Source organism: Pseudomonas sp. CHM02 (assembly GCF_000612585.1).
Taxonomy (GTDB): Bacteria; Pseudomonadota; Gammaproteobacteria; order Pseudomonadales; family Pseudomonadaceae; genus Aquipseudomonas.
Genome location: NZ_JFCA01000016.1, coordinates 88,947 through 112,154, shown reverse-complemented (window position 1 = coordinate 112,154; position 23,208 = coordinate 88,947). Strand labels below are relative to the sequence as shown.

Below are 23,208 nucleotides of genomic sequence, written 5' to 3'. Positions count from 1 at the left end.
GCTCGACAGCGCCCCGGGCATCGGGCAATCTGCTACGCGTCGAGGCGATCAGCAGGGGATCAACCGTCATGATGCAGAGCGCGTTTGCGACCCTTTGCCAAGGGAGCGAGGTGAACCCTCCCCACAGCATCGAGCAGCTATTGGCCGGCGTCGCGCAGCTATTGCCGATGCTGGATGTGATCCCCAATGCTGCGATTTTCATCAAGGACACCCAGGCCCGCTATGTGCTCGCCAACCGCACCCTGGTGCAGCGCTGCGGCCTCAAGCAATTGCAACCGTTGCTGGGCAAGACCAGCGCCGAAGTCTTTCCCGCGCAACTGGGGCCGGGCTACACCGAGCAGGACCGGCGCGTGCTGGAACAAGGCTTTGTATTGGAAGACCAGCTGGAACTGCACCTGTACGGCACCCGCGAACCCGGCTGGTGCCTGACCCACAAATGGCCGCTGTACAACCATGCCGGTGCAATCATCGGCCTGGCCGGCATCTCGGTCGACCTGCAAACCGCCAGCGAAAGCCACCCGGCCTACCAACGCCTGGCCGCCGTGGATGCGCATATCCGTGCGCACTTCAACCGCCGCGTCACGCTGGGTGAACTGACGCGCATCGCCGGGATTTCCGTGGCGCAACTGGAGCGTTACTGCAAACGCGTGTTCCACCTCACGCCCCGGCAGATGATCCAGAAAGTGCGCCTTGAACATGCCCACCGCTTGTTGCACACCGACCTGCCGATCACCGAAGTGGCGCTACAGTGTGGGTACACCGACCACAGCGCGTTCACCCGCCAGTTCAAGGCCTCGACAGGGTTCACCCCGAGGCAGTATCGCGATACCCACTGACGAACACTGCCGCGTAGGCACCGGCTTGCCGGCGTTAGCGATCTCCCGAATGCCATCGCCGGCAAGCCGGCGCCTACGGTGGGTGGTGCCCGGCCATAGCCACGTTGCAATGCAACGAATGGCCCACACAGCCCTCATATGTTCACGAGCAATGTTTCACGAGAACAGGTACCAGACTTATGACCGCGGCTGAAAACAACCATGTGAACTGGCTGGTGGAACAATCGATGCTGCACGCGGCACGCCAGCGGGCCAGGCTCTATTCGGGCCAGGGCCGGTTGTGGCAGCAGCCTTACGCGCAGACCCGGCCGCGTGATGCGTCGGCCTTGTCGTCGGTGTGGTTTACCGCGTATCCGGCGTCGATCGTGACCCGTGAAGGCGGTACGGTGTTGGAGGCGCTGGGGGATGAGACGCTGTGGCACGCCTTGTCGAAAATCGGCATCCAGGGCATCCACAATGGCCCGCTGAAGAAGTCCGGCGGCCTGAGCGGCCTGGAGCACACGCCGACCATCGATGGCAATTTCGACCGCATCAGCTTCGAGATCGACCCGCAATTGGGCACCGAAGCGCAGTTGCAGGCGCTGACACGCATGGCGGCGGCGCACAATGCGGTGATCATCGACGATGTGATCCCGTCCCACACCGGCAAGGGCGCGGACTTCCGCCTGGCCGAGATGGCGTACGAGGACTATCCCGGCCTGTACCACATGGTGGAGATCCGCGAAGAAGACTGGCCGTTGCTGCCCGACGTGGCCGAAGGCCGCGATGCGCAGAACCTCAGCCCAGCGCAGGTCGATGCATTGCGCGACAAACACTACATCGTCGGCCAGTTGCAGCGGGTGATCTTCTTCGAACCCGGCGTCAAGGAGACCGACTGGAGCGCGACCCAGGTGGTGCAGGGCGTGGATGGCAAGCCGCGCCGCTGGGTGTACCTGCATTATTTCAAGGAAGGCCAGCCATCGCTGAACTGGCTGGACCCGAGCTTCGCCGCGCAGCAGATGATCATTGGTGATGCACTGCATGCCATCGACGTGATGGGCGCGAAGATCCTGCGCCTGGACGCGAATGGTTTCCTCGGTGTGGAGCGCAAGCCGGATGGTACGGCGTGGTCCGAGAGCCATCCGCTGTCGATCACCGGCAACCAGTTGCTGGGCGGCGCGATTCGCAAGGCCGGCGGTTTCAGCTTCCAGGAGTTGAACCTCACCGTGGATGACATCGCCTCCATGTCCCATGGCGGTGCCGACCTGTCCTATGACTTCATCACGCGTCCGGCCTACCAGCACGCGTTGTTGATGGGCGACGCCGAGTTCCTGCGCCTGATGCTGCGTGAAATGCACCGCCAGGGCATTGACCCCGGCTCGCTGATCCACGCGTTGCAGAACCACGATGAACTGACGCTCGAACTGGTGCACTTCTGGACCCTGCACGCCCATGACACCTTCCTGTATCAGGGCCAGACCTTTCCCGGCAATATCCTGCGCGAGCACATCCGCGAACAGATGTACGAACGCCTGGCCGGCGAACATGCGCCGTACAACCTCAAGTTCGTGACCAACGGCGTGTCCTGCACCACGGCCAGCATCATCACGGCGGCGCTGGGCATTCGTGACCTGGAAGCGATCACACCTGCGGATATCCAGCAGATCCGCCAGATCCATTTGCTGCTGGTGATGTACAACGCGATGCAGCCTGGGGTGTTTGCCTTGTCAGGCTGGGATTTGGTAGGCGCACTGCCGCTGGCCCCGGAAGAAGTCGAGCATTTGATGCAGGACGGCGACACGCGCTGGATTCACCGCGGTGCCTACGACCTGGTGGACCTGAACCCCGACGCGCAGTTGTCCGCCGGGCAGATGCCGCGCTCGAAAAGCCTCTACGGCAGCCTGAACAGCCAGTTGCAGGACCCCGAGTCGTTTGCCTCGCAACTGCAAAAGATCCTCGCGGTCCGCCGCGCCTACGATATCGCCGCCAGCCGCCAGATTCTGGTGCCGGAGGTTGAAAATCCGGGGTTGCTGGTAATGGTCCACGAATTGCCGGCCGGCAAAGGCACGCAGATCACCGCGCTGAACTTTGGGGCCACACCGATCACCGAGACCCTGCATCTGCCCGATATTGCCGCGGGCATGGTGGTGGACATCATCAATGAGCGGGTGGAAGGCGACCTGACCGCGGAGGGTGAATTCACCATTACCCTGGATGCCTATGAGGGGCTGGCACTGCGGGTGGTGAGCAGTTCACCGCTGTAACTCACTTGTGGTGAGCGGGCTCGCCCGCTCGCCGCTGAAACACGTGATCAGTAGAGCTGCGGCACAATGAGTTCCGGTGGCGTCGGGCTGCGGGAGTAATCCTCCTGCCTCACGCGCTGCGGCAGTTCGATCACCGGCAGGTTCACTTCTTCATAAGGCATCTGTCCGAGCAAGTGGTGGATGCAGTTGAGGCGGGCCTTCTTCTTGTCATCGGCCTGCACCACCCACCACGGCGCTTCAGCGATGTGGGTGCGGTCGAGCATGATTTCCTTGGCCTTGGTATAGGCTTCCCAGCGCCGACGCGACTCCAGGTCCATGGGGCTGAGTTTCCACTGTTTGAGCGGGTCATGAATGCGGCTGAGAAAGCGCAGGTGCTGTTCCTGATCGGAAATCGAAAACCAGTACTTGATCAGCTGGATGCCGGAGCGGGCGAGCATGCGTTCGAACTCCGGCACAGTGCGGAAAAACTCTTCGTACTGGTCGTCGTTGCAAAATCCCATGACCTTTTCGACGCCGGCGCGGTTGTACCAACTGCGGTCGAACAGCACGATTTCGCCGGCGGCCGGCAGGTGCGAGACGTAGCGCTGGAAATACCACTGGGTCTGTTCGCGGTCATTCGGCGCGGGCAGGGCCGCCACCCGGCAGACCCTGGGGTTCAGGCGCTGGGTGATGCGCTTGATCACGCCCCCTTTGCCGGCGGCATCGCGCCCTTCGAACAGGATCACCACCTTGTGGCCGGTCTTGACCACCCAGCTCTGCAGTTTCACCAGTTCGCCCTGCAGGCGGAACAGTTCGCTGAAATAAATCCGCCGGGCGGCTTTCTCGCTGCTTTCACCGACGTGCTCGTCAAATAGCGCGTTCAGGTCATGCCCATCTTCGGATAATTCCAGTTCCAGCTCTTCATCACTGTGATCCAGCAGTTCACGGTGGATGCGCTGCATCAAGGTGTCGTCTAGTGAGGACATGGGCGGAACTCGCGTGGTGGGGGATGGCAAAGTCTTAGTCGCAATTTGTTACGAACCAATTACATCAAACTGCGTGTTTACGGCGGGAGAGGGGGACAACCCGGCGTTTTGCCATTCCGCGTTCATAAAACCGTAACAAGATTGTTGCAGAGTTGCCCGGCCCGAAATCACAAGGATTTTCCTTAATGAAACGTCTGATGAAGTCTGCTGCACTCGCCGTTGCGGTTTCTCTCAGTGCCACCTCGGTGTTTGCTGCCGAGAGCATCCGCCTGACCGGTTCCGGTGCGAGTTTCCCAGCCCCGATCTACCTCACCTGGTTCAAGGATTTCAGCAAGAAAAGTGCTGGCGTTACCGTTGACTACCAGTCCAAGGGTAGCGGTGCAGGTGTACAGGACTTTCTGAACAAGACCGTCGACTTCGCCGCCAGCGACTCGGCCATGAAAGACGAAGACATCGCCAAGGTGGCCGAAGGCGCGCAACTGCTGCCGATGACCGCAGGCGAAATCGTGCTGGCCTTCAACCTGCCGGGCAATCCCAAAGAGTTGAAGTTGCCGCGCGATGTGTACTCCAACATCTTCCTGGGCAAGATCACCAAGTGGAACGATCCGCAGATCGTCGCTGCCAACCCAGGCCTGAAACTGCCTGACATGCCGATCACCGTTGTGGTGCGTGCAGACTCCAGCGGCACCACCGCCGTCTTCACCAAGCACCTGGCCGCGATCAACCCTGAGTTCCAGAAAGACCTGGGCGAGGGCAATACCGTCAACTGGCCAGCCAGCGACAAATTCATCAAGTCGCCGAAGAACGATGGCGTGACCGCCACCGTACGCCAGACCCCTGGCGCGATCGGCTACATCGAATACGGCTTCGCCAAACTGGCCAAGGTTGACTTTGCCCAGCTGCAGAACAAGGCCGGCAAGTACGTGGTACCGAACGCAGAGAGCGGCGCCGAAGCCCTGGCCGCGGTGAAAATGCCGGAAAGCCTGGTGGCCTGGCTGCCGGATCCGGATGGCGCCAAGTCCTACCCGATCACTTCCTACACCTGGATGATCTTCCGCAAGGACAACGGCAACCCGGCCAAGGCCAAGGCCATGCGTGAAATGGTCGAGTACAGCCTGACCGAAGGTCAGAAAATCGCCGATTCGATGGGCTACATCCCGCTGCCTCCATCGGTTGTCGATCAAGTTCGCAAAGCTTCCGCCAACATCCAGTAAGGCTCGCCAGGCCGCTTCCGGTGTGGGCTGTCAGCCACGCCGGGGGCGTTCCCCCCTTGTTCCGGAATTAGCCAATGAACACACCTTTTGTCGTACCGGTTAACCCGGATTCTGCGTGCCAGCCACCTTCTACGAAGGACTTCCTGGTTGACCGCACCTTCCGTGCGCTTGCACGCATAGGCGTGGTGCTGGTGCTGGCGCTGGTTTTCGCGCTGGTCTTCGAAGTAGGGCGCAAGGCACTTCCAGGCATGGAAAAGCACGGTTTCGACGTGCTGTTCGGCAGCGTCTGGGATGTTAACCAAGGCAAATACGGCATTCTGCCGGCAATTTGGGGCACGCTTTACAGCGCCCTCATCGCGTTGCTGATCGCGGGTTTTTTCGGCGTCAGCATGGCGATCTTCCTCACCCAGGATTTCCTCCCGGCCAAGCTGGCTGCGGTGTTCCGCACCATCGTTGAATTGCTCGCCGCCATCCCCAGCGTGGTCTACGGCCTGTGGGGCATCTATGTGGTGATCCCGGCGATCCGCCCGCTGACCGCGTGGCTGAACAGCGAGCTCGGCTGGATTCCCTTCTTCGGCACCTCCTTGAGCGGGCCGGGGCTGTTACCGGCAGCGCTGGTGTTGGCCATCATGATTCTGCCGACCATCGCTGCCGTCTCCCAGGACGCCCTCACGGGTGTGCCGATGAAGACCAAGCAAGCGGCCTACGGCATGGGCACCACCCATTGGGAAGCGATTCTCAAGGTGATGGTGCCGTCCGCTGCGACCGGCATCTTCGGTTCGCTGGTGCTGGGCCTGGGCCGCGCACTGGGTGAAACCATGGCGTTGGCCATGCTGGTGGGTAACGCCAACAACATTTCGCTTTCTCTGTTTGCACCGGCCAACACGTTGGCGGCCTTGTTGGCGCTGAACTTCCCCGAAGCCGGCCCGAACGAGATCGAAGTGTTGATGTACGCCGCACTGGTGCTGATGTTCATCACGTTGCTGGTGAATATCATCGGTTCGATGATCATGGTCTACGCCCAGCGGGGTAACAAATAATGACTGACCTCTCATCCCCAATCACCGCGATGCCGAGCCTGCAGCGCCGGTTCGAAGGCCGTGCCCTGCGCAGCCTGGTGTTGACCACTCTGGTGTGGTTCGGCGCGCTGCTGGCCAGTGTGCCGTTGATTTCCGTGCTCTACATGCTGATCACCCGTGGCGGCGCGCGCCTGAGCCTGGAAGTGTTCACCGAGCTGCCACCCACCGGTTTCGAGACCGGCGGCGGCTTCGGTAACGCCATGGCCGGTACCTTCGTGATGGTCGGCATTGCGGCCGCCATCGCCGTGCCGGTGGGCATCCTGGCCGCGATTTTCCTCGCGGAGCTGGGCCCGGACAGCAAGCTGGCGAACGCTTCGCGCTTTGCCGCCAAAATGCTCACTGGCTTGCCGTCGATCCTGGCGGGTGTGTTCGCCTACGCCCTGGTGGTGATGACGACCGGGACTTACTCGGCACCGGCCGGTGGCGTGGCGCTGGCCGTGCTGATGCTGCCCATCGTCGTGCTGACAGCGGAAGAGTCGATGAAGATGGTGCCCAAGATCATGAAGGATGCCGCCTACGGGATGGGCTGCACCCGTTCGCAGGTGATCTGGAAAATCGTCTTGCCCACCGGCATGCCGGCAATTCTCACGGGTGTGATGCTCGCCGTGGCGCGTGCCGCCGGCGAGACCGCGCCGCTGTTGTTCACCGCGCTGTTCAGCAACTACTGGATCTACCACGACGGCAACCTGGCAGTCATGAATCCGACGGCATCCCTGGCCGTGCTGATTTACAACTTCTCCGGCATGCCTTTCGACAACCAGCTCGAGCTCGCATGGGCGGCCTCGTTGGTACTGGTAATGATCGTGCTGGTCGTGAATATCGTGAGCCGTATTTTCGGCAAGCCCAAGTATTAAGAACGGGAGCATCTGAATTTTGAACATGTCATCTGCGCAAGTAGCCGCTCCGTTTATCACCCAGTCGCCTGTGGTCATGGACTGCAAGCTGGACAAGATTTTCTACGGCAACTTCATGGCCGTCCGTGACAGCCATGTGCCGATCGAGAAGAACAAGATCACCGGCTTCATCGGCCCGTCCGGCTGCGGCAAATCCACCGTACTGCGTAGCCTCAACCGCATGAACGACCTGGTGAAGGGCTTCCGTTTCGAGGGCCACGTGCACTTCCTCGGCCAGGACGTCTACGGCAAGGGCGTTGACCCTGTCGTCGTGCGCCGTTACATCGGCATGGTGTTCCAGCAGCCGAACCCGTTCTCGATGAGCATTTTCGACAACGTGGCCTTTGGCCTGCGCCTCAACCGCTACAAGGGCGACCTGGGCGACCGCGTCAAGCACGCGCTGCAAGGCGCCGCGCTGTGGGATGAGGTCAAGGACAAGCTCAAGGTCAGCGGCCTGTCGCTCTCCGGCGGCCAGCAGCAACGCCTGTGCATCGCCCGTGCCATCGCTACCGAGCCGGAAGTGCTGCTGCTGGACGAACCCTGCTCGGCGCTGGACCCGATCGCCACGCGTCGGGTCGAGGAGCTGATGGTCGAACTGAAGAAGGACTACACCATCGCGCTGGTGACGCACAACATGCAGCAGGCGATCCGTGTGGCCGATACCACCGCGTTTTTCTCGGTGGATATCTCCCAGGGCACGCGCACCGGCTATCTGGTGGAAATGGGCCCGACCACACAGATCTTCGAAAACCCGCGCGAACAAATGACCGGGGACTACATCAGCGGCAAGTTCAGCTGATCCTGCCATCCACCGTTTCTTCAGGATTGCCAATGACTGCAACACGTCGTCTTGATTTGCTTGCGATCGAACGCGCATTGCGTGCGGTACAGGGCCGTTTTGCCCAGCTCAGCCGGGACTTTACCGAGCCACGCGACCCATTGACAGACGAAGTGCTGCAGAATGTGCTTGAAGGCTATGCCCTGATTGACGACTATGTGGCGCGCGGCGTCGACTTGTTCGACCTCCAGCAGTTGAACCTGATGCTGGAGATCAATGCCACCGTGCTCTGCGGCACAGACCCGGTTCGCAGGCAAGAATACGCCCAGCACCTGGCCGCCACCGAAGTGCACTTTTTCAACAATGTCGAGGGCGGTATCAAGGATTTGTATCACTGGTACTGCAAGCATCACAGTGAATCGGTGTGGAAGCGCGCAGCCGGTGTCTATGTGCGAGTGCTCAGCAAGCCGCAGTTGTTCATCGAGGGCAATCACCGCAGTGGGTCGTTGATCGTCAGTTACCTGCTGATGCGCGAGGGGTTGGCGCCTTTCGTACTGACGCTGGACAACGCCGAGGGGTATTTCAACCCATCCTCGGTCATTCGCAACTCCGCCAAGCATGGCGTAATGGCCTTGTACGAATTGCCCAAGATCAAGAAAAAATACGCAGCGTTCCTGGAAGACAAAGCCCCTGATCCCATGGCGTTTTTCCTGGACGACGCACCAGCGCCCGCCTACCAGGGGGGCCATTGATGGGAAGGTTTCCAGTGCTCGACACAATCACGCGTGTGATCAAGCGTCAGCGCATCCGTATTTCATTCGATATCGATGACACGCTGGCCTGCCAGTTGCACCACAGCGCGACCGAACACAGCCGGCTGCCAGCCTGTGTGCATCGCTGGCTCGGCGAGCCGCTGCGCAGCGGTACCCGCGCCTTGACCCGTGAACTGCGTCGCCAGGGCTGCAGCGTCTGGGTCTATACCTCGTCCGGTCGCACGCCGTCCTACATCCGCCGTTGGTTGTTGCTGTATGGCATCCATGTCGACGGCGTGGTCAATAGCGTGCGGCACAACCAGGCCCTCACTGCGCGTGGGCTGGCGACAACGCCGTCGAAATTCCCGCCGGCTTTCGACATCGACTTGCACGTCGATGATTCCGAGGGGGTACAGCTTGAAGGCTTCGATCACGGCTTCCGCGTCGTGGTGGTGGACCCGGAAGATGCGCAATGGGCGCAACGCGTGCTGGATGCCGTCGCGCAGGTGCAGGTACAGCTGGCCCGCCAGCAACCGCAGCGGCACAAGCTGCCTGTGCGGGCCTATCCGGGGCTGACGTTGAACGGATAAGCGATTGCCTGGGCCAAGCAAAAAGGGGCGACTGATCAATCAGTCGCCCCTTTTTTTGCTTATTGGGCGTTCAACGCCCCAAGAAACTCGGTATGGCGCAACGTCTGCGAAAACATCGGCAGCGTGAAGTTCTCGGCAGCCTTTTGCTGTTCATCGGTGAACGTCGCCGTGCAGTCGGTCAGGGTCACCACGTTGTAACCCTTCTCATACCCTGAACGCACCGTCCCTTCGACGCAGCAGTTGGTCAGAAAACCGGCCACCACCAGGTTCTGGATGCCGTTGTTGCGCAGCACCAGGTCCAGGCCGGTGGTGGCGAAGCCATCCAGCCCGCGCTTGCCTTCCACGAGGATATCGCTGGCTTCACGCGTCACCGCGTCGGTGATGTCGGCCCCCCAACTGCCGGCACGGAAGGCGCTGCCATCGGCAACGCCTTTGAGGATCCCGTAGTGACGCGTCGTCAGTTCCGGGTAGCCGTCGGCAAACTGGATCGGCAGATGGATGATCTTCACCCCCAGTTTGCGCGCTTGTTGCACTGTGGTGGCGGTGTTGGCCAGCATGTCGGAGGTGTGCATGACGTCTTTGACGGCGTCATGGAACACGCCACCGGGCGTGGTGAAGTCGTTCTGGAATTCGATCAGGACAAGGGCGGTGGTGTGGGGGTTCATGGTGGGTCTCCGATAAGTGGGTTCAATCACTGCGTTCGAGTGTCAAGCGTAGGAAACTTTCAACGCCACGGTGAGATTGTTACCGCGCGCCGGTGCAATCGCCCGAAAACACTACGCCTGGGCTAACAACGTGGCCAGCTCACCCTATCGGGTGATTTCGATGATTTCCCGGGTGTGGGAGCATCCTTCACGTTCTTTCAGCGAGTCTTTGAAGTGGAAAACGACCGGCTTTCTTCTGCGCAATGGTTCGAACAGATGGCCCGGGTCACCGAAAGCATCGGGCAGGCAAGCTTTGCCGCCACGTTGTTCGAGGCCCTCGGTTGTATCTGGCCGATCCAGGCTACCACGCTGTACCTGTATCCCCACGGCGGCATGCCCAGTGCATTGTTCGAGTTGGAAGGGCCCTGGTTGCCCCAGGGCAATGTGCGCCAGTACCTGTCCGGTTTCTACTTGCTCGATCCGTTTTATGGGGCGTGCGTGGAGGGCGTCGCTTCAGGCTGCTACGACCTGGCGGATGTCGCGCCCGATCACTTCGAACTCAGCGAGTATTTCCAGTCGTTCTACCGGCATTCGCACCTGGAGGATGAGCTGAACTACATCCTGCAATCGAGCGCCGGGTTGAGCCTGTCGGTGTCACTGGCGTTCACGCAGAAGCTGGACGCGGCCACGACCCAGCAATTCAAGCGTATCGCGCCGTGGGTGCTGGCGGTGCTGGGCAAGCATTTCGTTGGCCTGGATGCGCGGGGTGCACGCTTTGAAAGCCTGTTGGAGCAGCGTATTCACTCGGCACTGAACAACTTCGGCTCATCGATCCTGACCGAGCGCGAATGCCGCATCGCCCAACTGATCCTGCGTGGCCACTCCACCCGATCGCTGGCCGAGCGTCTTGGTGTGTCGGAAGACACCATCAAGTCCCACCGCAAGCACATCTACAGCAAGCTCGACATCGGCGCGCAGTCGGAGCTGTTTTCCTTGTTTATCGACTCCCTGGCCGAAGCCCAGGGCGTGCTGAGCAAAGACCCCCTCGAGAACTACATGAACAAGATCCGCTGAGCGGGTCTGCCAACCCTTGCGTCACTACTAACAAGAGAGAAAAGGCATGAACCTACCCTTCGAACCGAAGCGCCAGACCGAGGATTATCAGAAATCCGACGCGGCCCACCATATCCACGCGTTTCTGGATCAAAAGGCGCTGAATGCCGAAGGCCCGCGCGTCATGGTCCGTGGCGAAGGCCTGTACCTGTGGGACAGCGAAGGCAAGCGCTACCTGGACGGTATGTCGGGCTTGTGGTGCACCCAGCTCGGTTATGGTCGCAAAGACCTGACCGCCGCCGCTGCGGCGCAGATGGACCAACTGGCGTACTACAACATGTTCTTTCACACCACCCACCCGGCGGTGATCGAACTGTCCGAGTTGCTGTTCAGCCTGCTGCCGGGTCACTACAGCCACGTGATCTACACCAACTCCGGTTCTGAAGCCAACGAGGTGTTGATCCGCACGGTGCGCCGCTATTGGCAGGTGGTCGGCCAACCGCAGAAAAAGATCATGATCGGCCGCTGGAACGGCTATCACGGTTCGACCTTGGCGGCGTCCGCGCTGGGTGGCATGAAGTTCATGCACGAGATGGGCGGTCTGATTCCGGACGTCGCGCATATCGATGAACCCTACTGGTACGCCCAGGGTGGTGAGTTGACCCCGGCTGAGTTTGGCCGTCGTTGCGCACTGCAACTGGAAGAAAAGATTCTTGAACTCGGCGCCGAAAACGTCGCGGGCTTTATCGCCGAGCCGTTCCAGGGCGCCGGCGGCATGATTTTCCCGCCGCAAAGCTACTGGCCGGAAATCCAGCGCATCTGCCGTCAATACGACGTGCTGCTGTGCGCGGATGAGGTGATCGGTGGTTTTGGCCGCACAGGCGAGTGGTTCGCCCACGAGTACTTCGGTTTCGAGCCGGATACCCTGTCGATCGCCAAGGGCCTGACGTCCGGCTACGTGCCCATGGGCGGCCTGGTACTGAGCAAGCGCATGGCGGATGCGCTGGTGGAGCGGGGTGGGGTATTTGCCCACGGCCTGACCTATTCCGGGCACCCGGTCGCGGCAGCGGTGGCCCTGGCCAACCTCAAGGCGCTGCGCGATGAAGGCATCGTGCGCACGGTGAAAGAAGACACCGGGCCGTACTTGCAGCAGATCCTGCGCGAAGTGTTCGCCGGCCATCCGATGATCGGCGACATCCAGGGCGCGGGCCTGCTCGGGGCCTTGCAGTTTGCCGAGGACAAGGCCACGCGCAAGCGCTTTGCCAACGAAAACGACCTGGCCTGGCAGTGTCGCACCTTTGGTTTTGAGGAGGGCGTGATCATTCGCTCCACACTCGGCCGCATGATCATGGCGCCGGCCCTGGTGGCCACGCGGGCGGAACTGGACGAGCTGGTTGAAAAGACCCGCATCGCGGTAGACCGCACCGCGCGGATCGCCGGAGCGCTGTGAAGTGAGCTGTTCACCCCCTCGCTGAGGGGGTGAACGACAGCGCCGCATCGCCCAGCGTGCCCATAGGGCGGTTCACTCTTGAACGGATAACGGTATCGATCTCATCGCATACCGCGGCGCCCTGCATTCCAATTTCCAGGAGTCAGCAATGAATACAATAAAAAACGTGGCCGATACTCCCTCCCATCACACACCCTTCGCAGCCGCTTCGTCGCGCAGGTTCCGCCAGCCTCTGGGGCTTGTCGGGCTGGTGCTGTTCGGCCTGGCGTACATGGTCCCCCTGGCGGTGTTCACGACCTACGGCCTGGTCACCCAGATGACCAAGGGGCACCTGCCAACCGCCTACCTGCTGACCCTTGCGGCCATGCTGCTGACGGCCTACAGCTATGGGCGCATGGTCCAGGCGCACCCTTATTCGGGGTCGGTCTACACCTATACGCGCAAGGCGTTTGGCGCCTATTTCGGCTTCATTGCCGGATGGACCCTGTTACTGGACTACATTTTCCTGCCGCTGCTCAGTTACCTGCTGATCGGCATCTACATGTCCGAATACTTTCCCGGGGTGCCCACCGCCGTGTGGGTGCTGGGCTCCATCGCCCTGGTGACGGCGCTCAACCTGTTCGGTATCGAGTCGATCACGCGGGTCAACTGGGTGCTTATCGTCGCCCAACTGGTGTTCATCGTGGTGTTTGTGGTGCTCTCGATCCATAACCTGAGCGCGCAATCCGCGCCGGTATCGCTGCTTGGACCGTTTCACCATGAAGGCTTCAGCGTACCGTTGATCATGACCGGCGCGGCAATACTCTGCCTGTCGTTTCTCGGTTTTGATGCCGTGTCGACCATGGCCGAGGAAACGCCCAACCCGCGCCGGACCATCCCGATCGCCATCATGGCGGTGTCGCTGCTGGGGGGCTTGCTGTTTCTCGTCGTTTCATATTGCGCGCAGATGGTCTTTCCGGAATGGAACAGCTTCGCCGACCCCGATTCGGCGTCCGTGGACGTGATGCGGCGCGTCGGCGGTGAACTGCTGGTCACGGCCTTTACCGCCACCTACGTGGCGGGGTGCTTTGCTTCGGCGATGGTCTCCCAGGCGAGTGTCTCGCGCGTGTTGTTCGCTATGGGGCGCGACGGCGCACTGCCGCGTGTGCTCGGCAAGCTGGTGTCGAAAAAACGCGTACCGGCCACGGCAATCATGCTGGTCAGCCTGTTCTCGCTGATTGCGCTGTTCATCACCCTGGACACCGTCGCCAACATGATCAGTTTCGGTGCGCTGTTCGCGTTCTCGGCGGTGAACCTGGCCGTGATCAAGCACTACCTCGGCGACCAGAAGCTGCGCGGCACCCGCAACTACCTGCTTTACGCCGTGCTGCCGGCCCTGGGGTTCCTCAGCACCCTCTGGCTGTGGACGAGCCTGTCCGGCATGTCGTTCACCATCGGCTTGTGCTGGATGGGCTTGGGGCTCGTTTGTTTGCTGGGGGTTACACGTGGCTTTCGCTTGAAGATGCCTGAATTGCAGATCGCAGAATAAAAAGTCACCCACTCGGGAGTACACCATGTTTGACCTTAACCACTGGCAGCAACGTGCTGCCCGCCAGGTATTCATCGACACAGCCCTGATCGACGGGAGGCCAGTGTCGTCGCTATCCGGCGCGACGTTCGATGCCATCAACCCGGCCAACCATCAACTGCTGGCACGGGTTGCTGCATGCGGTATCGAGGAGGTCGACCTGGCGGTGCGCTCCGCCCGCCGAGCCTTCAATAACGGGCCCTGGCGGCGTATGGCCCCAGGGGAGCGCAAGAAAATCCTGATCAAGCTGTCCGAGCTGCTGATGACTCATCGCGAAGAGTTGGCGTTGCTGGATTCGCTGAACATGGGCAAGCCGGTGATGGATGCCTACAACATCGATGTGCCCGGCGCCGCGCATGTCTTCGCCTGGTACGGCGAAGCGCTCGACAAGGTCTACGATCAAGTGGCGCCGACGGCCCGCACTGCACTGGCGACCATCACCCGCGAAGCCCTGGGCGTGGTCGCCGCCGTGGTGCCGTGGAACTTTCCATTGGACATGGCCGCCTGGAAGCTGGCGCCGGCCCTGGCGGCTGGCAACAGCGTGGTGCTCAAGCCGGCCGAGCAATCACCGTTCTCGGCCTTGCGCCTGGCCCAACTGGCCCTCGAAGCCGGTGTCCCGGAAGGCGTGCTGAACGTGGTGCCCGGCCTCGGCGAAAGCGCAGGCAAAGCCCTGGGGTTGCATCCAGACGTGGATTGCCTGGTGTTTACCGGGTCCACCCAGGTGGGCAAGTACTTCATGCAATACGCTGCGCAGTCCAACCTCAAGCAGGTGTGGCTGGAGTGCGGCGGCAAGAGCCCGAACCTGGTGTTTGCAGACTGCCAGGACCTGGACCTGGCTGCGGAGAAAACTGCCTTCGGCATTTTTTTCAACCAGGGCGAGGTGTGTTCGGCCAATTCCCGCTTGTACGTGCAACGCTCCATTCACGACGAGTTCGTCGAGCGCCTGGTCAGCAAGTCGCGGGCCTGGATGCCCGGTGATCCCCTGGACCCCGGCAGCGCCGCCGGGGCGATCGTCGACAGTGAACAGACCGCCCGCATCATGCATGCAATCGGTGAGGCGCGCGCTGACGGCGCCAGGCTGGTGTGCGGTGGCGAGCAGTTGACCATCAACGGCTCTTCCAACTTCATGCAACCGACGATCCTCGGCGGCGTGACGGGCGACATGCGCATTTCGCAGGATGAGGTGTTTGGCCCGGTGCTGGCGGTAACTGCCTTTGACACCGAAGAGGAAGCCATACAGCAAGCCAACCACAGCATCTACGGCCTGGCGGCGTCGGTATGGAGCGATGACCTCAATCGTGCCCACCGCGTGGCCCGCGCCCTGAATGCCGGTACGGTGTCGGTCAACACCGTCGATGCGCTGGATGTGTCGGTGCCCTTCGGGGGTGGCAAGCAGTCGGGTTTCGGCCGCGACCTGTCGCTGCATTCGTTCGACAAGTACACGCAGCTGAAAACCACCTGGTTTCAATTGCGTTGAAACCGGCGCCATTCGTCTATTGCCTGGCACTCTGGATGCTGTGCTGTCTCTCACTAGTAAGCGCGGATACCCCGAGCGTACGACCGGAGAGCCAGCATGGACATCAATGAGAACGCCCCAGGCAACCTTTCACAGCAGGACGTCACTCGCGGCACCGATAACGAAACAGGCCACGACCCAAGGCGCGACGAGGACAATATCCCGTTGCCGCCGGACGACGATGCACCGTTGGAAGAAGACATGTCGGATGTGGACGCCGCCGATTCAGTCGCCAGCGAACACCCCGATAACTGACAGGTTCAAACATTGCTGCTCGCCCTGGTCAACAGGGTCGAGTGGTTCCACTGCTTCGGGCAGCACGATCCACACAGGCGCCTGCTTGGCTTATACGGGCCAGGCAATCGATCTGCGCCAGACTGATGAGATTTAGTTCATACCGTATGCGGTAATTCCCCCGTTATCACGCCCCAACCCTCCCGATAAAGTTGCGATGTTCCCGGTGGTCCGTCTCGCTGTGCTGTGCTGTGCACGTGGCGATTGGCCCGATTCCGGAATATTCGAGTCGGCTTTATTCGTAGAGAGGTGCAGCGGTGAAAACTAACCTGTGGTTACGGCGTTTGCCTGGGGCGTTGGTCGGTGTCGTCGTGCTGGGCGCAGCGGCCTACGGGTGGAGTCGCCCGTCCTCCACACCCGGTGCTGCACCAGTCGCGGCGGTGCCCCTGGCGGTTTCGGTGGCGCAGGTGGAGCGCCAGGACGTACGCGTCTGGAGGCAGTTTTCCGGTCGGCTGGAAGCGGTGGAGCAGGTGGTGGTGCGTTCACGTGTGGTGGGCGAGGTAAAGGCGCTGCATTTCACCGAAGGTGAGTTGGTCAACAAGGGCGATTTGCTGGTGACCATTGATCCGCTGCCTTACGCCGCCGAGGTGCAACGCGCTGAAGCGCAAGTGGCCGGCGCCCAGTCGCGGCTGAGCTTGGCCGCGGCCGACCTGGCGCGAGCGCAACGCTTGTGGCCTGCGCGGGCGATCGCGGAACGCGAGCTCGACGAGCGTGCCAACGCCCAGAAAACCGCCGCCGCCGACCTGGCATCCGCCCAGGCTTCGTTGCAGATGGCGCGCTTGAACCTCGGCTACACCGGCATTCGAGCGCCCGTGGCCGGCCGGGTAGGGCGCCGCGAGGTCACCGTGGGCAACCTGGTGGACGCCGGCCCCAACGCGCCGGTATTGACGACGCTGGTGTCGGTCAACCCCATCTATGCCAGTTTCGATGCCGACGAAGCCGCCGTGAACCAGGCTTTGAACAGCCTGGAGCAAGCACAAGACCGCCAGGGCCAACTGGCGCAGATCCCGGTGGACATGCAAGTCGACGGCAGCGCACAGCCTTCCCGGCAAGGGCGTTTGCAGTTGATCGACAACCACGTGGATACCCGCAGCGGCACGGTACGGTTGCGGGCACGCTTCGATAACGCCGATGGCAGGCTGACGCCGGGGCAGTTCGTGCGCCTGAACCTGGGGCAGGCGCATGCCCGCACGGCCTTGCTGGTCTCCGAGCGCGCCATTGGCACTGACCAGAATCGCCGTTACGTGATGGTGGTGGGCACCGACAACGTCGCCCAGTACCGCGACGTGGTGGTCGGCGACAGGGCCAATGGCATGCGCATCATCACCCAGGGGCTTGAACCCGGCGAACAGGTCGTCGTCAACGGCCTGCAACGCTTGCGCCCCGGCATGGTCGTGGCGCCGCAGGTGGTGCCGATGCTGGCGTCGGACGCAGCGCTCGCACCTGTCACTCCCGATAACAACCGGACTTGATCGCCCCATGGACTTCTCCAAATTCTTTATCGACCGGCCGATCTTTGCCTGTGTGCTTTCGGTGCTGATCCTGGTCGCCGGGTTGATCGCCATACCCAACCTGCCGGTGTCCGAATACCCCGAAGTGGTGCCGCCCACGGTGGTGGTCACGGCGCGCTTTCCGGGTGCCAGCCCGCAGGTGATCGCCGACACGGTGGCCACGCCACTGGAAGAGTCGATCAACGGGGTCGAGGACATGCTCTACATGAGCAGCCAGACCACTACCGATGGGCTGCTGACACTGACGGTCACTTTCAAGCTGGGCATGGACCCGAACCTGGCGCAGCAACTGGTGCAGAATCGCGTCTCCCAGGCCGAGTCGCGCCTGCCCGACGACGTGCAGCGCCTGGGCGTCACCACCGTCAAGAGCACCCCCGACCTGACCTTGGTGGTGCACCTGTATTCCCCCGATGGGCGCTATGACATGGCCTATCTGCACAATTACGCCTACCTGCATATCCGCGATCGCCTGGCACGCATCGAGGGCGTCGGCACGGTACAGGTGCGCGGTGCCGGCGAGTACTCGATGCGCATCTGGCTCGACCCGCAGAAGCTCGCCGAACGTGGCTTGGCGGCCAGCGACGTAGTCACGGCGATCCGCCGGGAAAACTTCCAGGCCGCCGCGGGGATTGTCGGCGGGTCCCCGAACGGGCTGGATATCGACACGCAGATGTCCATCAGTGTGCAGGGCCGCCTGCAGAGCGAAGAAGAGTTTGGCGACATCGTCGTGCGCAGTGGGGCGGACGGCGCGGTCACGCGTTTGCGCGATGTGGCGCGGGTCGAATTGGGCACCGCCGAATACGCTGCTCGGGCCTTGCTCGACAACCAGCCGGCGGCGGCCTTGTTCGTATTGCAGGCGCCGGGTTCGAACACCGTCAATATCGGCAACGATGTTCGCGCACTGATGCTTCAATTGAAGAAAGAGATGCCCGAGGGCGTTGATTACCGCATCGTGTTCGACCCTACCCAGTTTGTCAGCGCTTCCATCCACGCGGTGGTCCAGACCTTGCTGGAGGCCATCGCGCTGGTGGTGCTGGTGGTGATTCTGTTCCTGCAAACCTGGCGGGCGTCGATCATCCCGTTGTTGGCTGTGCCGGTATCGGTGATCGGCACGTTCGCGGTGATGCAGGTGTTCGGTTTTTCGATCAACACCCTGACGCTGTTCGGCCTGGTGTTGGCGATCGGCATTGTGGTCGACGACGCGATTGTGGTGGTGGAAAACGTCGAGCGAAACATCGAGGCCGGCCTGAGCCCGCTGGAGGCCAGTTATCAGGCGATGCGCGAAGTGTCGGTGCCGATCATCGCGATCGCGCTGGTACTCTCGGCCGTGTTCGTGCCGCTGGCGTTCAGCAGCGGGCTGACGGGGCAGTTCTACCGGCAGTTCGCCTTGACCATTGCCATTTCCACGGTGATTTCGGCGTTCAACTCGCTGACCCTGTCGCCTGCGCTGGCGGCCTTGCTACTCAAGCCCCACGACGCTCCCAAGGACTGGCTGACCCGTGCCATGGAGCGGCTGCTGGGTGGTTTTTTTGCACGGTTCAACAGGGTATTCGCCCGTGGTTCCCAGGGTTACGGCACCGGCGTGCGCAAGGCCCTCAGCCATAAGGGCTGGATGCTGGGCCTGTATATTCTGCTCACGGCCGGTGCCGTGTGGCTGTTCAAGGAAGTGCCCAGCGGGTTCGTGCCGGCGCAAGATCGCACCTACCTGCTGGCAGTGATTCAACTGCCGGATGGCGCGACCCTGGATCGCACGGAAAAGATCGTGCGCCAAGTCAGCGAGATCGGCCTGGCCAACCCGGATGTCCGTGCGTCGCTAGCGTTTCCGGGCATGTCCATCAACGGTTTCACCAACAGCTCGAATGCCGGGATCGCCTTTCTCAATCTCAAGCCATTCGATCAGCGCGTCGGGCCCGAGCACAGTGCTGCCAGCATTGCCGCGCAGTTGAACCGGCAGTTCGTGCAGATCCAGGACGCACGTATTGTGATCTTCTCGCCGCCTCCCGTGCGCGGCCTGGGCACCACGGGTGGCTTCCGCCTGCAACTGGAGGACCTGGCATCCCTGGGTTATCCGGCGCTGGACGCGGCGACCAAGCGCTTTATTGCCGCGGCCAGCCAGGCGCCCGAGCTGACCGGATTGTTTTCCAGCTTCCAGGTCAACGTGCCGCAGCTGCAGGCCAACATCGACAGGACCAAGGCGCGCCAGCTGGGGGTTGAGGTGTCTGACGTGTTCAGTACCCTGCAGATCTATATGGGCAGCCTCTACGTGAATGACTTCACGCGCTTCGGTCGTACCTACAGCGTGCGTGCGCAAGCCGATGCGCCTTTTCGCGCGCATGCCGAAGATATCGGCGAGCTGCGGGTCAAGGCTGGCAACGGGGTGATGGTGCCGCTGTCCGCGCTGATCACGGTGAAGCCCGGGTTCGGCCCGGAAAGGGCCATGCGCTATAACGGTTTTCCAGCGGCGGATGTCAGCGGCGCGGCGCGTCCAGGGTTCTCCAGTGGCCAGGCGCGGGCGGCGGTGGAACGGGTGGCGGCGAGCACGCTGCCGCCGGGTATCGGGTTTGAATGGACTGACCTGGTGTATCAGGAAATCCTCGCCGGCAGTTCCGGCCAGTGGGTGTTTCTGCTGGCCGTATTACTGGTGTTCCTGGTGCTGGCGGCGTTGTATGAAAGCCTGACACTGCCCTTGGCAATCATCCTGATCGTACCCATGGCGCTTCTGGCCGCGATGTCGGGGGTGTGGCTGACCTCGGGCGACAACAACATCTTCACCCAGATCGGCCTGATGGTGTTGGTGGGGCTGTCGGCCAAGAATGCCATCCTGATCGTCGAGTTCGCCCGCACACTGGAGTTCGAAGGCCGTTCACCGATCCAGGCGGCGATCGAGGCCAGTCGCTTGCGCCTGCGACCGATCCTGATGACCTCGATGGCGTTCATCATGGGCGTACTGCCGCTGGTGTATTCCAGCGGGGCCGGCTCCGAGGTGCGACGGGTGATGGGGGTTACCGTGTTTTCGGGCATGCTCGGGGTGACCTTTTTCGGCCTGTTCCTGACGCCGGTGTTCTATGTGCTGATGCGCGGCTTGACCGGCAATCGTGCGTTGCGGCATCACGCCGGGGCATCGAGCAACTCACCCGGCAGCGAGCTGGGAACACACTGACAAAGATTCCGAGCACAAAAAAACCTGCGCAATGCAGGTTTTTTTGTAGGTTCCAAAGACGTCCTGGGAGGTCTTGAAACCGAGAGATGGTGCCCGAACCCGGAATCGAACCGGGACGCCCTTACGAGCGGGGGATTTTAAGTCCGCAAAGTATTTACGTTAAATCAATAGTTTAGCGATTGTTCTGCACCGCTATGCACGGACATTGCCTCCCTTGCAGCCCTTTGTTTTAAAGGGGGTAAAAATGATTGCGGTGCAGAAATCACTTGGTCGGCGTGACCTTTTTGCCGATCCTTTTCCTGATGTAGTTCTCGGTCATGACAACCGTGGTGTGCCCAAGTTGGTCGCGCGCCTGGAGAATGTCACCACTCGATTCCGCTTTGTCAGTACCCGCCTTAGCGCGTAGATCGCGCATCTGAAAATCTCCCTTCTCAACACCCGCCGCTTCTCTGGCCGCGTCAAACCTCCCGCGCAACATGCTGCTGGTCATTGGCTGACCGTTGTCCATAACAATGAGCCTGCTTGTTCGGATCTTGTGTCCGGCCTTTCTGGCCAGGATTCGATCAATCACGACCTTCAACTGCCCAGTAATTTCAATCCTCCTTTTCACATTGGTTTTACCCTGCATGACGGCCAGCCGGTTCTCGCGGATGTCACGCTCATCCATTTTTAGGGTGTCGGCGATCCTCTGCCCGGTCAGGTAGAACAGGTCTAGGGCATCCCGCAACGGTTGTTCGGCGTGCTCGTAGACGAGGGCGAACATCTCGTCCTCAATGTACTGGTCACGCCCAGCTTCCTTATGTCCCTTGACGCCGGCGCACGGGTTGGCCAGGGCCGTATAGCCACTGCTTCGGGCAAAGTTCCAGATCGCGCTGAGCAATGCCTTTTCTCGGTTGGCGCGCACTGGCGCTGTCTTGCCGCGCTGACGGAGATATTGAACGACATGTTGCGGCTCAATCGCCTCTAAAGGCGCTGGTGGATCATCGAAGAACTTCAGGAGTTGCTTAAGCTCCCGCGCATTGTCCTTCTGTGTTGCCGGGCTCTTAGTGGGCACCACCTCGTCCATGTAGATGTTTGCGACATAGGCGAACGTCAGCACTGCCTGCACCATGGCAGATGAGGCTCGACTCTTTTCCAGCTTCGCGTATTCGACAATCGCCAGTCCGTAGTCACTGCCCAGGGCGATTTCCTTCCTTGGAGATCCGCCGATGTCGTAGTAGTAATAGATGGTCCCGCTGCGCTGCTTGCGCTTCCTGAGGCGTGTAACGCTGTCAGGGTTGGTTGGCTTCCTTCCCATTTAACTCACCAGCCGCGGCTGCCATTTTGGCTTCTCTGCTGATACGGCAACCGCCTCGCCAGTGAGAGCGGAAGCGATGACGCATGGCCATCCACTGCGCTTGATGGTGTGGCGAATTCCGTTTTTCTTCAGTACCTGCAACTGGCCGGCTTTGGTTCTGGCGCCGGTGAGCGTGCAGACGTCTTCGTGCGACAGGAAGTGAATTCCGTCCATAGCTACCTCCCGCAGCCCATTTCGGGCCACGCTTCATTGATGTTAATGGGGTGTCCTTGCCGCGCTGGGCGGCAGAAGGTGGTTTATTCGTCGTCTTCGTCGTCAGCGGTACGCCCTGTCAGATCGAGCGCGAAAGCTTTCCATTTGTCCCGCTCTGCTTGGCTCATCTGGTTCCAGCTGGGCGCGACGTCCGACTTGATGATCTCGCCGGCTTTGAAAATCAGGGTTCCGCAGTTGCTACCGATGTCTTCATCGGCGAACCGTAGCGTTATTTCGGCTTCTGGATGAAGGCCGGAGAGCGCCTTGATTACTGGTTCGGGACATGACCACGCTGTATCAAATTGGAAAGCGCCCTGATCTAAATCAACCAGCTGGCTATAGGCGTTCCATTTGGTGCCCCACTTATCGCGGGCGAAATCCAGAGTGTGAAAGTGCCCAGTAGCACGCTTGTTTCGCAGCATCTGCACGAACTGTTCGAATTGCTCGTCGCTGCACCCTGAGATGCTGGCTCTGCTCCTGCTGTCATGCTGCAGCGAGGCGACTAGAGGATGATCATTCAGCGGGGTTCCGGTGATTGCTTCTGCGCAGGTCTCGGCCAGGCCGTCGATCCCGCACCAATCAAACTTACCTAGGAAGGGGATCAGGGTGTTGAAGTCGATCTTGCCTTCGGCATTCAGAAGGGAGGCGAGGACTTCTTTCGGGGCGTCGAGTTTGTTGGTGATATGGTTTGGCATGTGCATAGCTCCGCCCGCCGCTCACCGGCAGGCATGTAGGGGGATTGGGGTTGGGGCTAAAGGATTACGGTTTCCAGCTTTTGCCCACGCGGAAAACCATCATCAGGTTGTGATGGAGAGGGACCTTGAGAACGTGGTCGAAGAACTCGCCCTTGCCGGTGATGAACCCCGTAGGCACCTTGCTTTCAGCGGTACCGAATTCCCGCCAGCATTCTTCGCCACCGTTCTTTTCCCAGTAGGCGCGTTCGCGTTTCGGAATCTCATCGTAGGTTTTATAAAACACAGAGTGATCGGGGATATCACAGATGCGGCGCCATGCGGGATGGCGCTTGCACCACTCGGCGGCATGCTGAGAAGCTTGCTCGGTAGAGTAAAATTCTTTGATGTTTTGCTCGGTCATGGCCTGGGCCCTCGGTAGA

At 61.0% G+C, this 23,208-nt stretch carries 21 protein-coding genes; 15 read left to right on the top strand and 6 right to left on the bottom strand.

Translation table 11 applies throughout. The features are described from left to right. Positions 1–68 precede the first annotated feature (68 nt). The gene (locus tag BM70_RS0111400; RefSeq protein WP_025856135.1) at positions 69–836 is read left to right on the top strand and encodes an AraC family transcriptional regulator; all 768 of its coding nucleotides are present in this window, start codon (positions 69–71) and stop codon (positions 834–836) included. Positions 837–1,015: 179 nt separating this feature from the next. Next, positions 1,016–3,079, top strand: coding sequence for a maltose alpha-D-glucosyltransferase (gene treS, locus BM70_RS0111395; protein ID WP_025856134.1), 2,064 nt, complete (start codon positions 1,016–1,018; stop codon positions 3,077–3,079). 47 nt (positions 3,080–3,126) lie between these two features. Here treS and ppk2 read toward each other — a convergent pair whose 3' ends face one another. Then, on the bottom strand, positions 3,127–4,044 hold the full coding sequence (gene ppk2, locus BM70_RS0111390) for a polyphosphate kinase 2 (RefSeq protein WP_025856133.1): 918 nt from the start codon (positions 4,042–4,044) through the stop codon (positions 3,127–3,129). 185 nt (positions 4,045–4,229) lie between these two features. Here ppk2 and pstS point away from each other — a divergent pair, with 185 nt between their 5' ends. The 6 genes from pstS (at position 4,230) to BM70_RS0111360 (ending at position 9,350) form a co-directional block, all read left to right on the top strand. Next, complete coding sequence (gene pstS, locus BM70_RS0111385) at positions 4,230–5,258, top strand: phosphate ABC transporter substrate-binding protein PstS (protein WP_025856132.1); 1,029 nt, start codon at positions 4,230–4,232, stop codon at positions 5,256–5,258. Between the two features lie 74 nt (positions 5,259–5,332). Next, on the top strand, positions 5,333–6,298 hold the full coding sequence (gene pstC, locus BM70_RS0111380; RefSeq protein ID WP_025856131.1) for a phosphate ABC transporter permease subunit PstC: 966 nt from the start codon (positions 5,333–5,335) through the stop codon (positions 6,296–6,298). Further along, on the top strand, positions 6,298–7,191 hold the full coding sequence (pstA, locus tag BM70_RS0111375) for a phosphate ABC transporter permease PstA (RefSeq protein WP_025856130.1): 894 nt from the start codon (positions 6,298–6,300) through the stop codon (positions 7,189–7,191). The genes pstC and pstA overlap by 1 nt, the downstream gene beginning before the upstream one ends. A 76-nt stretch (positions 7,192–7,267) precedes the next feature. After that, positions 7,268–8,029: a phosphate ABC transporter ATP-binding protein PstB gene (pstB, locus tag BM70_RS0111370; protein WP_218187290.1), complete on the top strand. Its 762-nt coding sequence runs from the start codon at positions 7,268–7,270 to the stop codon at positions 8,027–8,029. Between the two features lie 32 nt (positions 8,030–8,061). Beyond that, entirely contained in the window at positions 8,062–8,760 is a 699-nt protein-coding gene (locus BM70_RS0111365; RefSeq protein WP_025856128.1) for a hypothetical protein, read from the top strand. Beyond that, positions 8,760–9,350 (top strand): hypothetical protein, encoded by a 591-nt coding sequence (locus BM70_RS0111360; RefSeq protein WP_025856127.1) that lies wholly within the window; start codon positions 8,760–8,762, stop codon positions 9,348–9,350. Before BM70_RS0111365 ends, BM70_RS0111360 begins: the two co-directional genes overlap by 1 nt. A 59-nt stretch (positions 9,351–9,409) precedes the next feature. On the opposite strand, the gene BM70_RS0111355 is transcribed toward BM70_RS0111360, so the two are convergent. Continuing rightward, positions 9,410–10,015 (bottom strand): cysteine hydrolase, encoded by a 606-nt coding sequence (locus BM70_RS0111355; protein WP_025856126.1) that lies wholly within the window; start codon positions 10,013–10,015, stop codon positions 9,410–9,412. A 255-nt stretch (positions 10,016–10,270) separates the two neighbouring features. Here BM70_RS0111355 and BM70_RS0111350 point away from each other — a divergent pair, with 255 nt between their 5' ends. The 7 genes from BM70_RS0111350 (at position 10,271) to BM70_RS0111315 (ending at position 20,545) form a co-directional block, all read left to right on the top strand. Continuing rightward, positions 10,271–11,068, top strand: a complete 798-nt coding sequence (locus tag BM70_RS0111350; RefSeq protein WP_051556752.1) for a helix-turn-helix transcriptional regulator — start codon at positions 10,271–10,273, stop codon at positions 11,066–11,068. A gap of 46 nt (positions 11,069–11,114) precedes the next feature. Continuing rightward, on the top strand, positions 11,115–12,497 hold the full coding sequence (locus tag BM70_RS0111345) for an aspartate aminotransferase family protein (RefSeq protein WP_025856124.1): 1,383 nt from the start codon (positions 11,115–11,117) through the stop codon (positions 12,495–12,497). 148 nt (positions 12,498–12,645) lie between these two features. Then, positions 12,646–14,025 (top strand): APC family permease, encoded by a 1,380-nt coding sequence (locus BM70_RS0111335; protein WP_025856123.1) that lies wholly within the window; start codon positions 12,646–12,648, stop codon positions 14,023–14,025. A gap of 25 nt (positions 14,026–14,050) precedes the next feature. Continuing rightward, the gene (locus tag BM70_RS0111330; protein WP_025856122.1) at positions 14,051–15,541 is read left to right on the top strand and encodes an aldehyde dehydrogenase; all 1,491 of its coding nucleotides are present in this window, start codon (positions 14,051–14,053) and stop codon (positions 15,539–15,541) included. A 96-nt stretch (positions 15,542–15,637) separates the two neighbouring features. After that, positions 15,638–15,835 (top strand): hypothetical protein, encoded by a 198-nt coding sequence (locus BM70_RS0111325; protein WP_025856121.1) that lies wholly within the window; start codon positions 15,638–15,640, stop codon positions 15,833–15,835. Between the two features lie 296 nt (positions 15,836–16,131). Further along, entirely contained in the window at positions 16,132–17,346 is a 1,215-nt protein-coding gene (locus tag BM70_RS0111320; protein ID WP_051556751.1) for an efflux RND transporter periplasmic adaptor subunit, read from the top strand. A 7-nt stretch (positions 17,347–17,353) separates the two neighbouring features. Continuing rightward, entirely contained in the window at positions 17,354–20,545 is a 3,192-nt protein-coding gene (locus BM70_RS0111315; RefSeq protein WP_025856119.1) for an efflux RND transporter permease subunit, read from the top strand. A 262-nt stretch (positions 20,546–20,807) separates the two neighbouring features. On the opposite strand, the gene xerC is transcribed toward BM70_RS0111315, so the two are convergent. The 4 genes from xerC to BM70_RS0111295 all read right to left on the bottom strand — a co-directional run bounded on the left by xerC (position 20,808) and on the right by BM70_RS0111295 (position 23,189). Beyond that, on the bottom strand, positions 20,808–21,842 hold the full coding sequence (gene xerC, locus BM70_RS0111310; protein WP_025856118.1) for a tyrosine recombinase XerC: 1,035 nt from the start codon (positions 21,840–21,842) through the stop codon (positions 20,808–20,810). Then, positions 21,843–22,055, bottom strand: coding sequence for a DUF4224 domain-containing protein (locus BM70_RS0111305; RefSeq protein ID WP_025856117.1), 213 nt, complete (start codon positions 22,053–22,055; stop codon positions 21,843–21,845). It abuts the gene before it with no gap. A gap of 83 nt (positions 22,056–22,138) precedes the next feature. Further along, on the bottom strand, positions 22,139–22,789 hold the full coding sequence (locus tag BM70_RS0111300; protein WP_025856116.1) for a hypothetical protein: 651 nt from the start codon (positions 22,787–22,789) through the stop codon (positions 22,139–22,141). Between the two features lie 64 nt (positions 22,790–22,853). Beyond that, complete coding sequence (locus BM70_RS0111295; RefSeq protein ID WP_025856115.1) at positions 22,854–23,189, bottom strand: hypothetical protein; 336 nt, start codon at positions 23,187–23,189, stop codon at positions 22,854–22,856. Positions 23,190–23,208: the final 19 nt, after the last annotated feature.

Coding starts and splice junctions, on each gene's coding strand:
- BM70_RS0111400 (WP_025856135.1), top strand. CDS start 69: ATGATGCAGAGCGCGTTTGCGACCCTTTGCCAAGGGAGCGAGGTGAAC.
- BM70_RS0111350 (WP_051556752.1), top strand. CDS start 10,271: ATGGCCCGGGTCACCGAAAGCATCGGGCAGGCAAGCTTTGCCGCCACG.
- treS (WP_025856134.1), top strand. CDS start 1,016: ATGACCGCGGCTGAAAACAACCATGTGAACTGGCTGGTGGAACAATCG.
- BM70_RS0111345 (WP_025856124.1), top strand. CDS start 11,115: ATGAACCTACCCTTCGAACCGAAGCGCCAGACCGAGGATTATCAGAAA.
- pstS (WP_025856132.1), top strand. CDS start 4,230: ATGAAACGTCTGATGAAGTCTGCTGCACTCGCCGTTGCGGTTTCTCTC.
- pstC (WP_025856131.1), top strand. CDS start 5,333: ATGAACACACCTTTTGTCGTACCGGTTAACCCGGATTCTGCGTGCCAG.
- BM70_RS0111305 (WP_025856117.1), bottom strand. CDS start 22,055: ATGGACGGAATTCACTTCCTGTCGCACGAAGACGTCTGCACGCTCACC.
- BM70_RS0111355 (WP_025856126.1), bottom strand. CDS start 10,015: ATGAACCCCCACACCACCGCCCTTGTCCTGATCGAATTCCAGAACGAC.
- ppk2 (WP_025856133.1), bottom strand. CDS start 4,044: ATGTCCTCACTAGACGACACCTTGATGCAGCGCATCCACCGTGAACTG.
- xerC (WP_025856118.1), bottom strand. CDS start 21,842: ATGGGAAGGAAGCCAACCAACCCTGACAGCGTTACACGCCTCAGGAAG.
- BM70_RS0111335 (WP_025856123.1), top strand. CDS start 12,646: ATGAATACAATAAAAAACGTGGCCGATACTCCCTCCCATCACACACCC.
- BM70_RS0111295 (WP_025856115.1), bottom strand. CDS start 23,189: ATGACCGAGCAAAACATCAAAGAATTTTACTCTACCGAGCAAGCTTCT.
- BM70_RS0111360 (WP_025856127.1), top strand. CDS start 8,760: ATGGGAAGGTTTCCAGTGCTCGACACAATCACGCGTGTGATCAAGCGT.
- BM70_RS0111330 (WP_025856122.1), top strand. CDS start 14,051: ATGTTTGACCTTAACCACTGGCAGCAACGTGCTGCCCGCCAGGTATTC.
- pstB (WP_218187290.1), top strand. CDS start 7,268: ATGGACTGCAAGCTGGACAAGATTTTCTACGGCAACTTCATGGCCGTC.
- BM70_RS0111365 (WP_025856128.1), top strand. CDS start 8,062: ATGACTGCAACACGTCGTCTTGATTTGCTTGCGATCGAACGCGCATTG.
- BM70_RS0111325 (WP_025856121.1), top strand. CDS start 15,638: ATGGACATCAATGAGAACGCCCCAGGCAACCTTTCACAGCAGGACGTC.
- BM70_RS0111300 (WP_025856116.1), bottom strand. CDS start 22,789: ATGCCAAACCATATCACCAACAAACTCGACGCCCCGAAAGAAGTCCTC.
- pstA (WP_025856130.1), top strand. CDS start 6,298: ATGACTGACCTCTCATCCCCAATCACCGCGATGCCGAGCCTGCAGCGC.
- BM70_RS0111315 (WP_025856119.1), top strand. CDS start 17,354: ATGGACTTCTCCAAATTCTTTATCGACCGGCCGATCTTTGCCTGTGTG.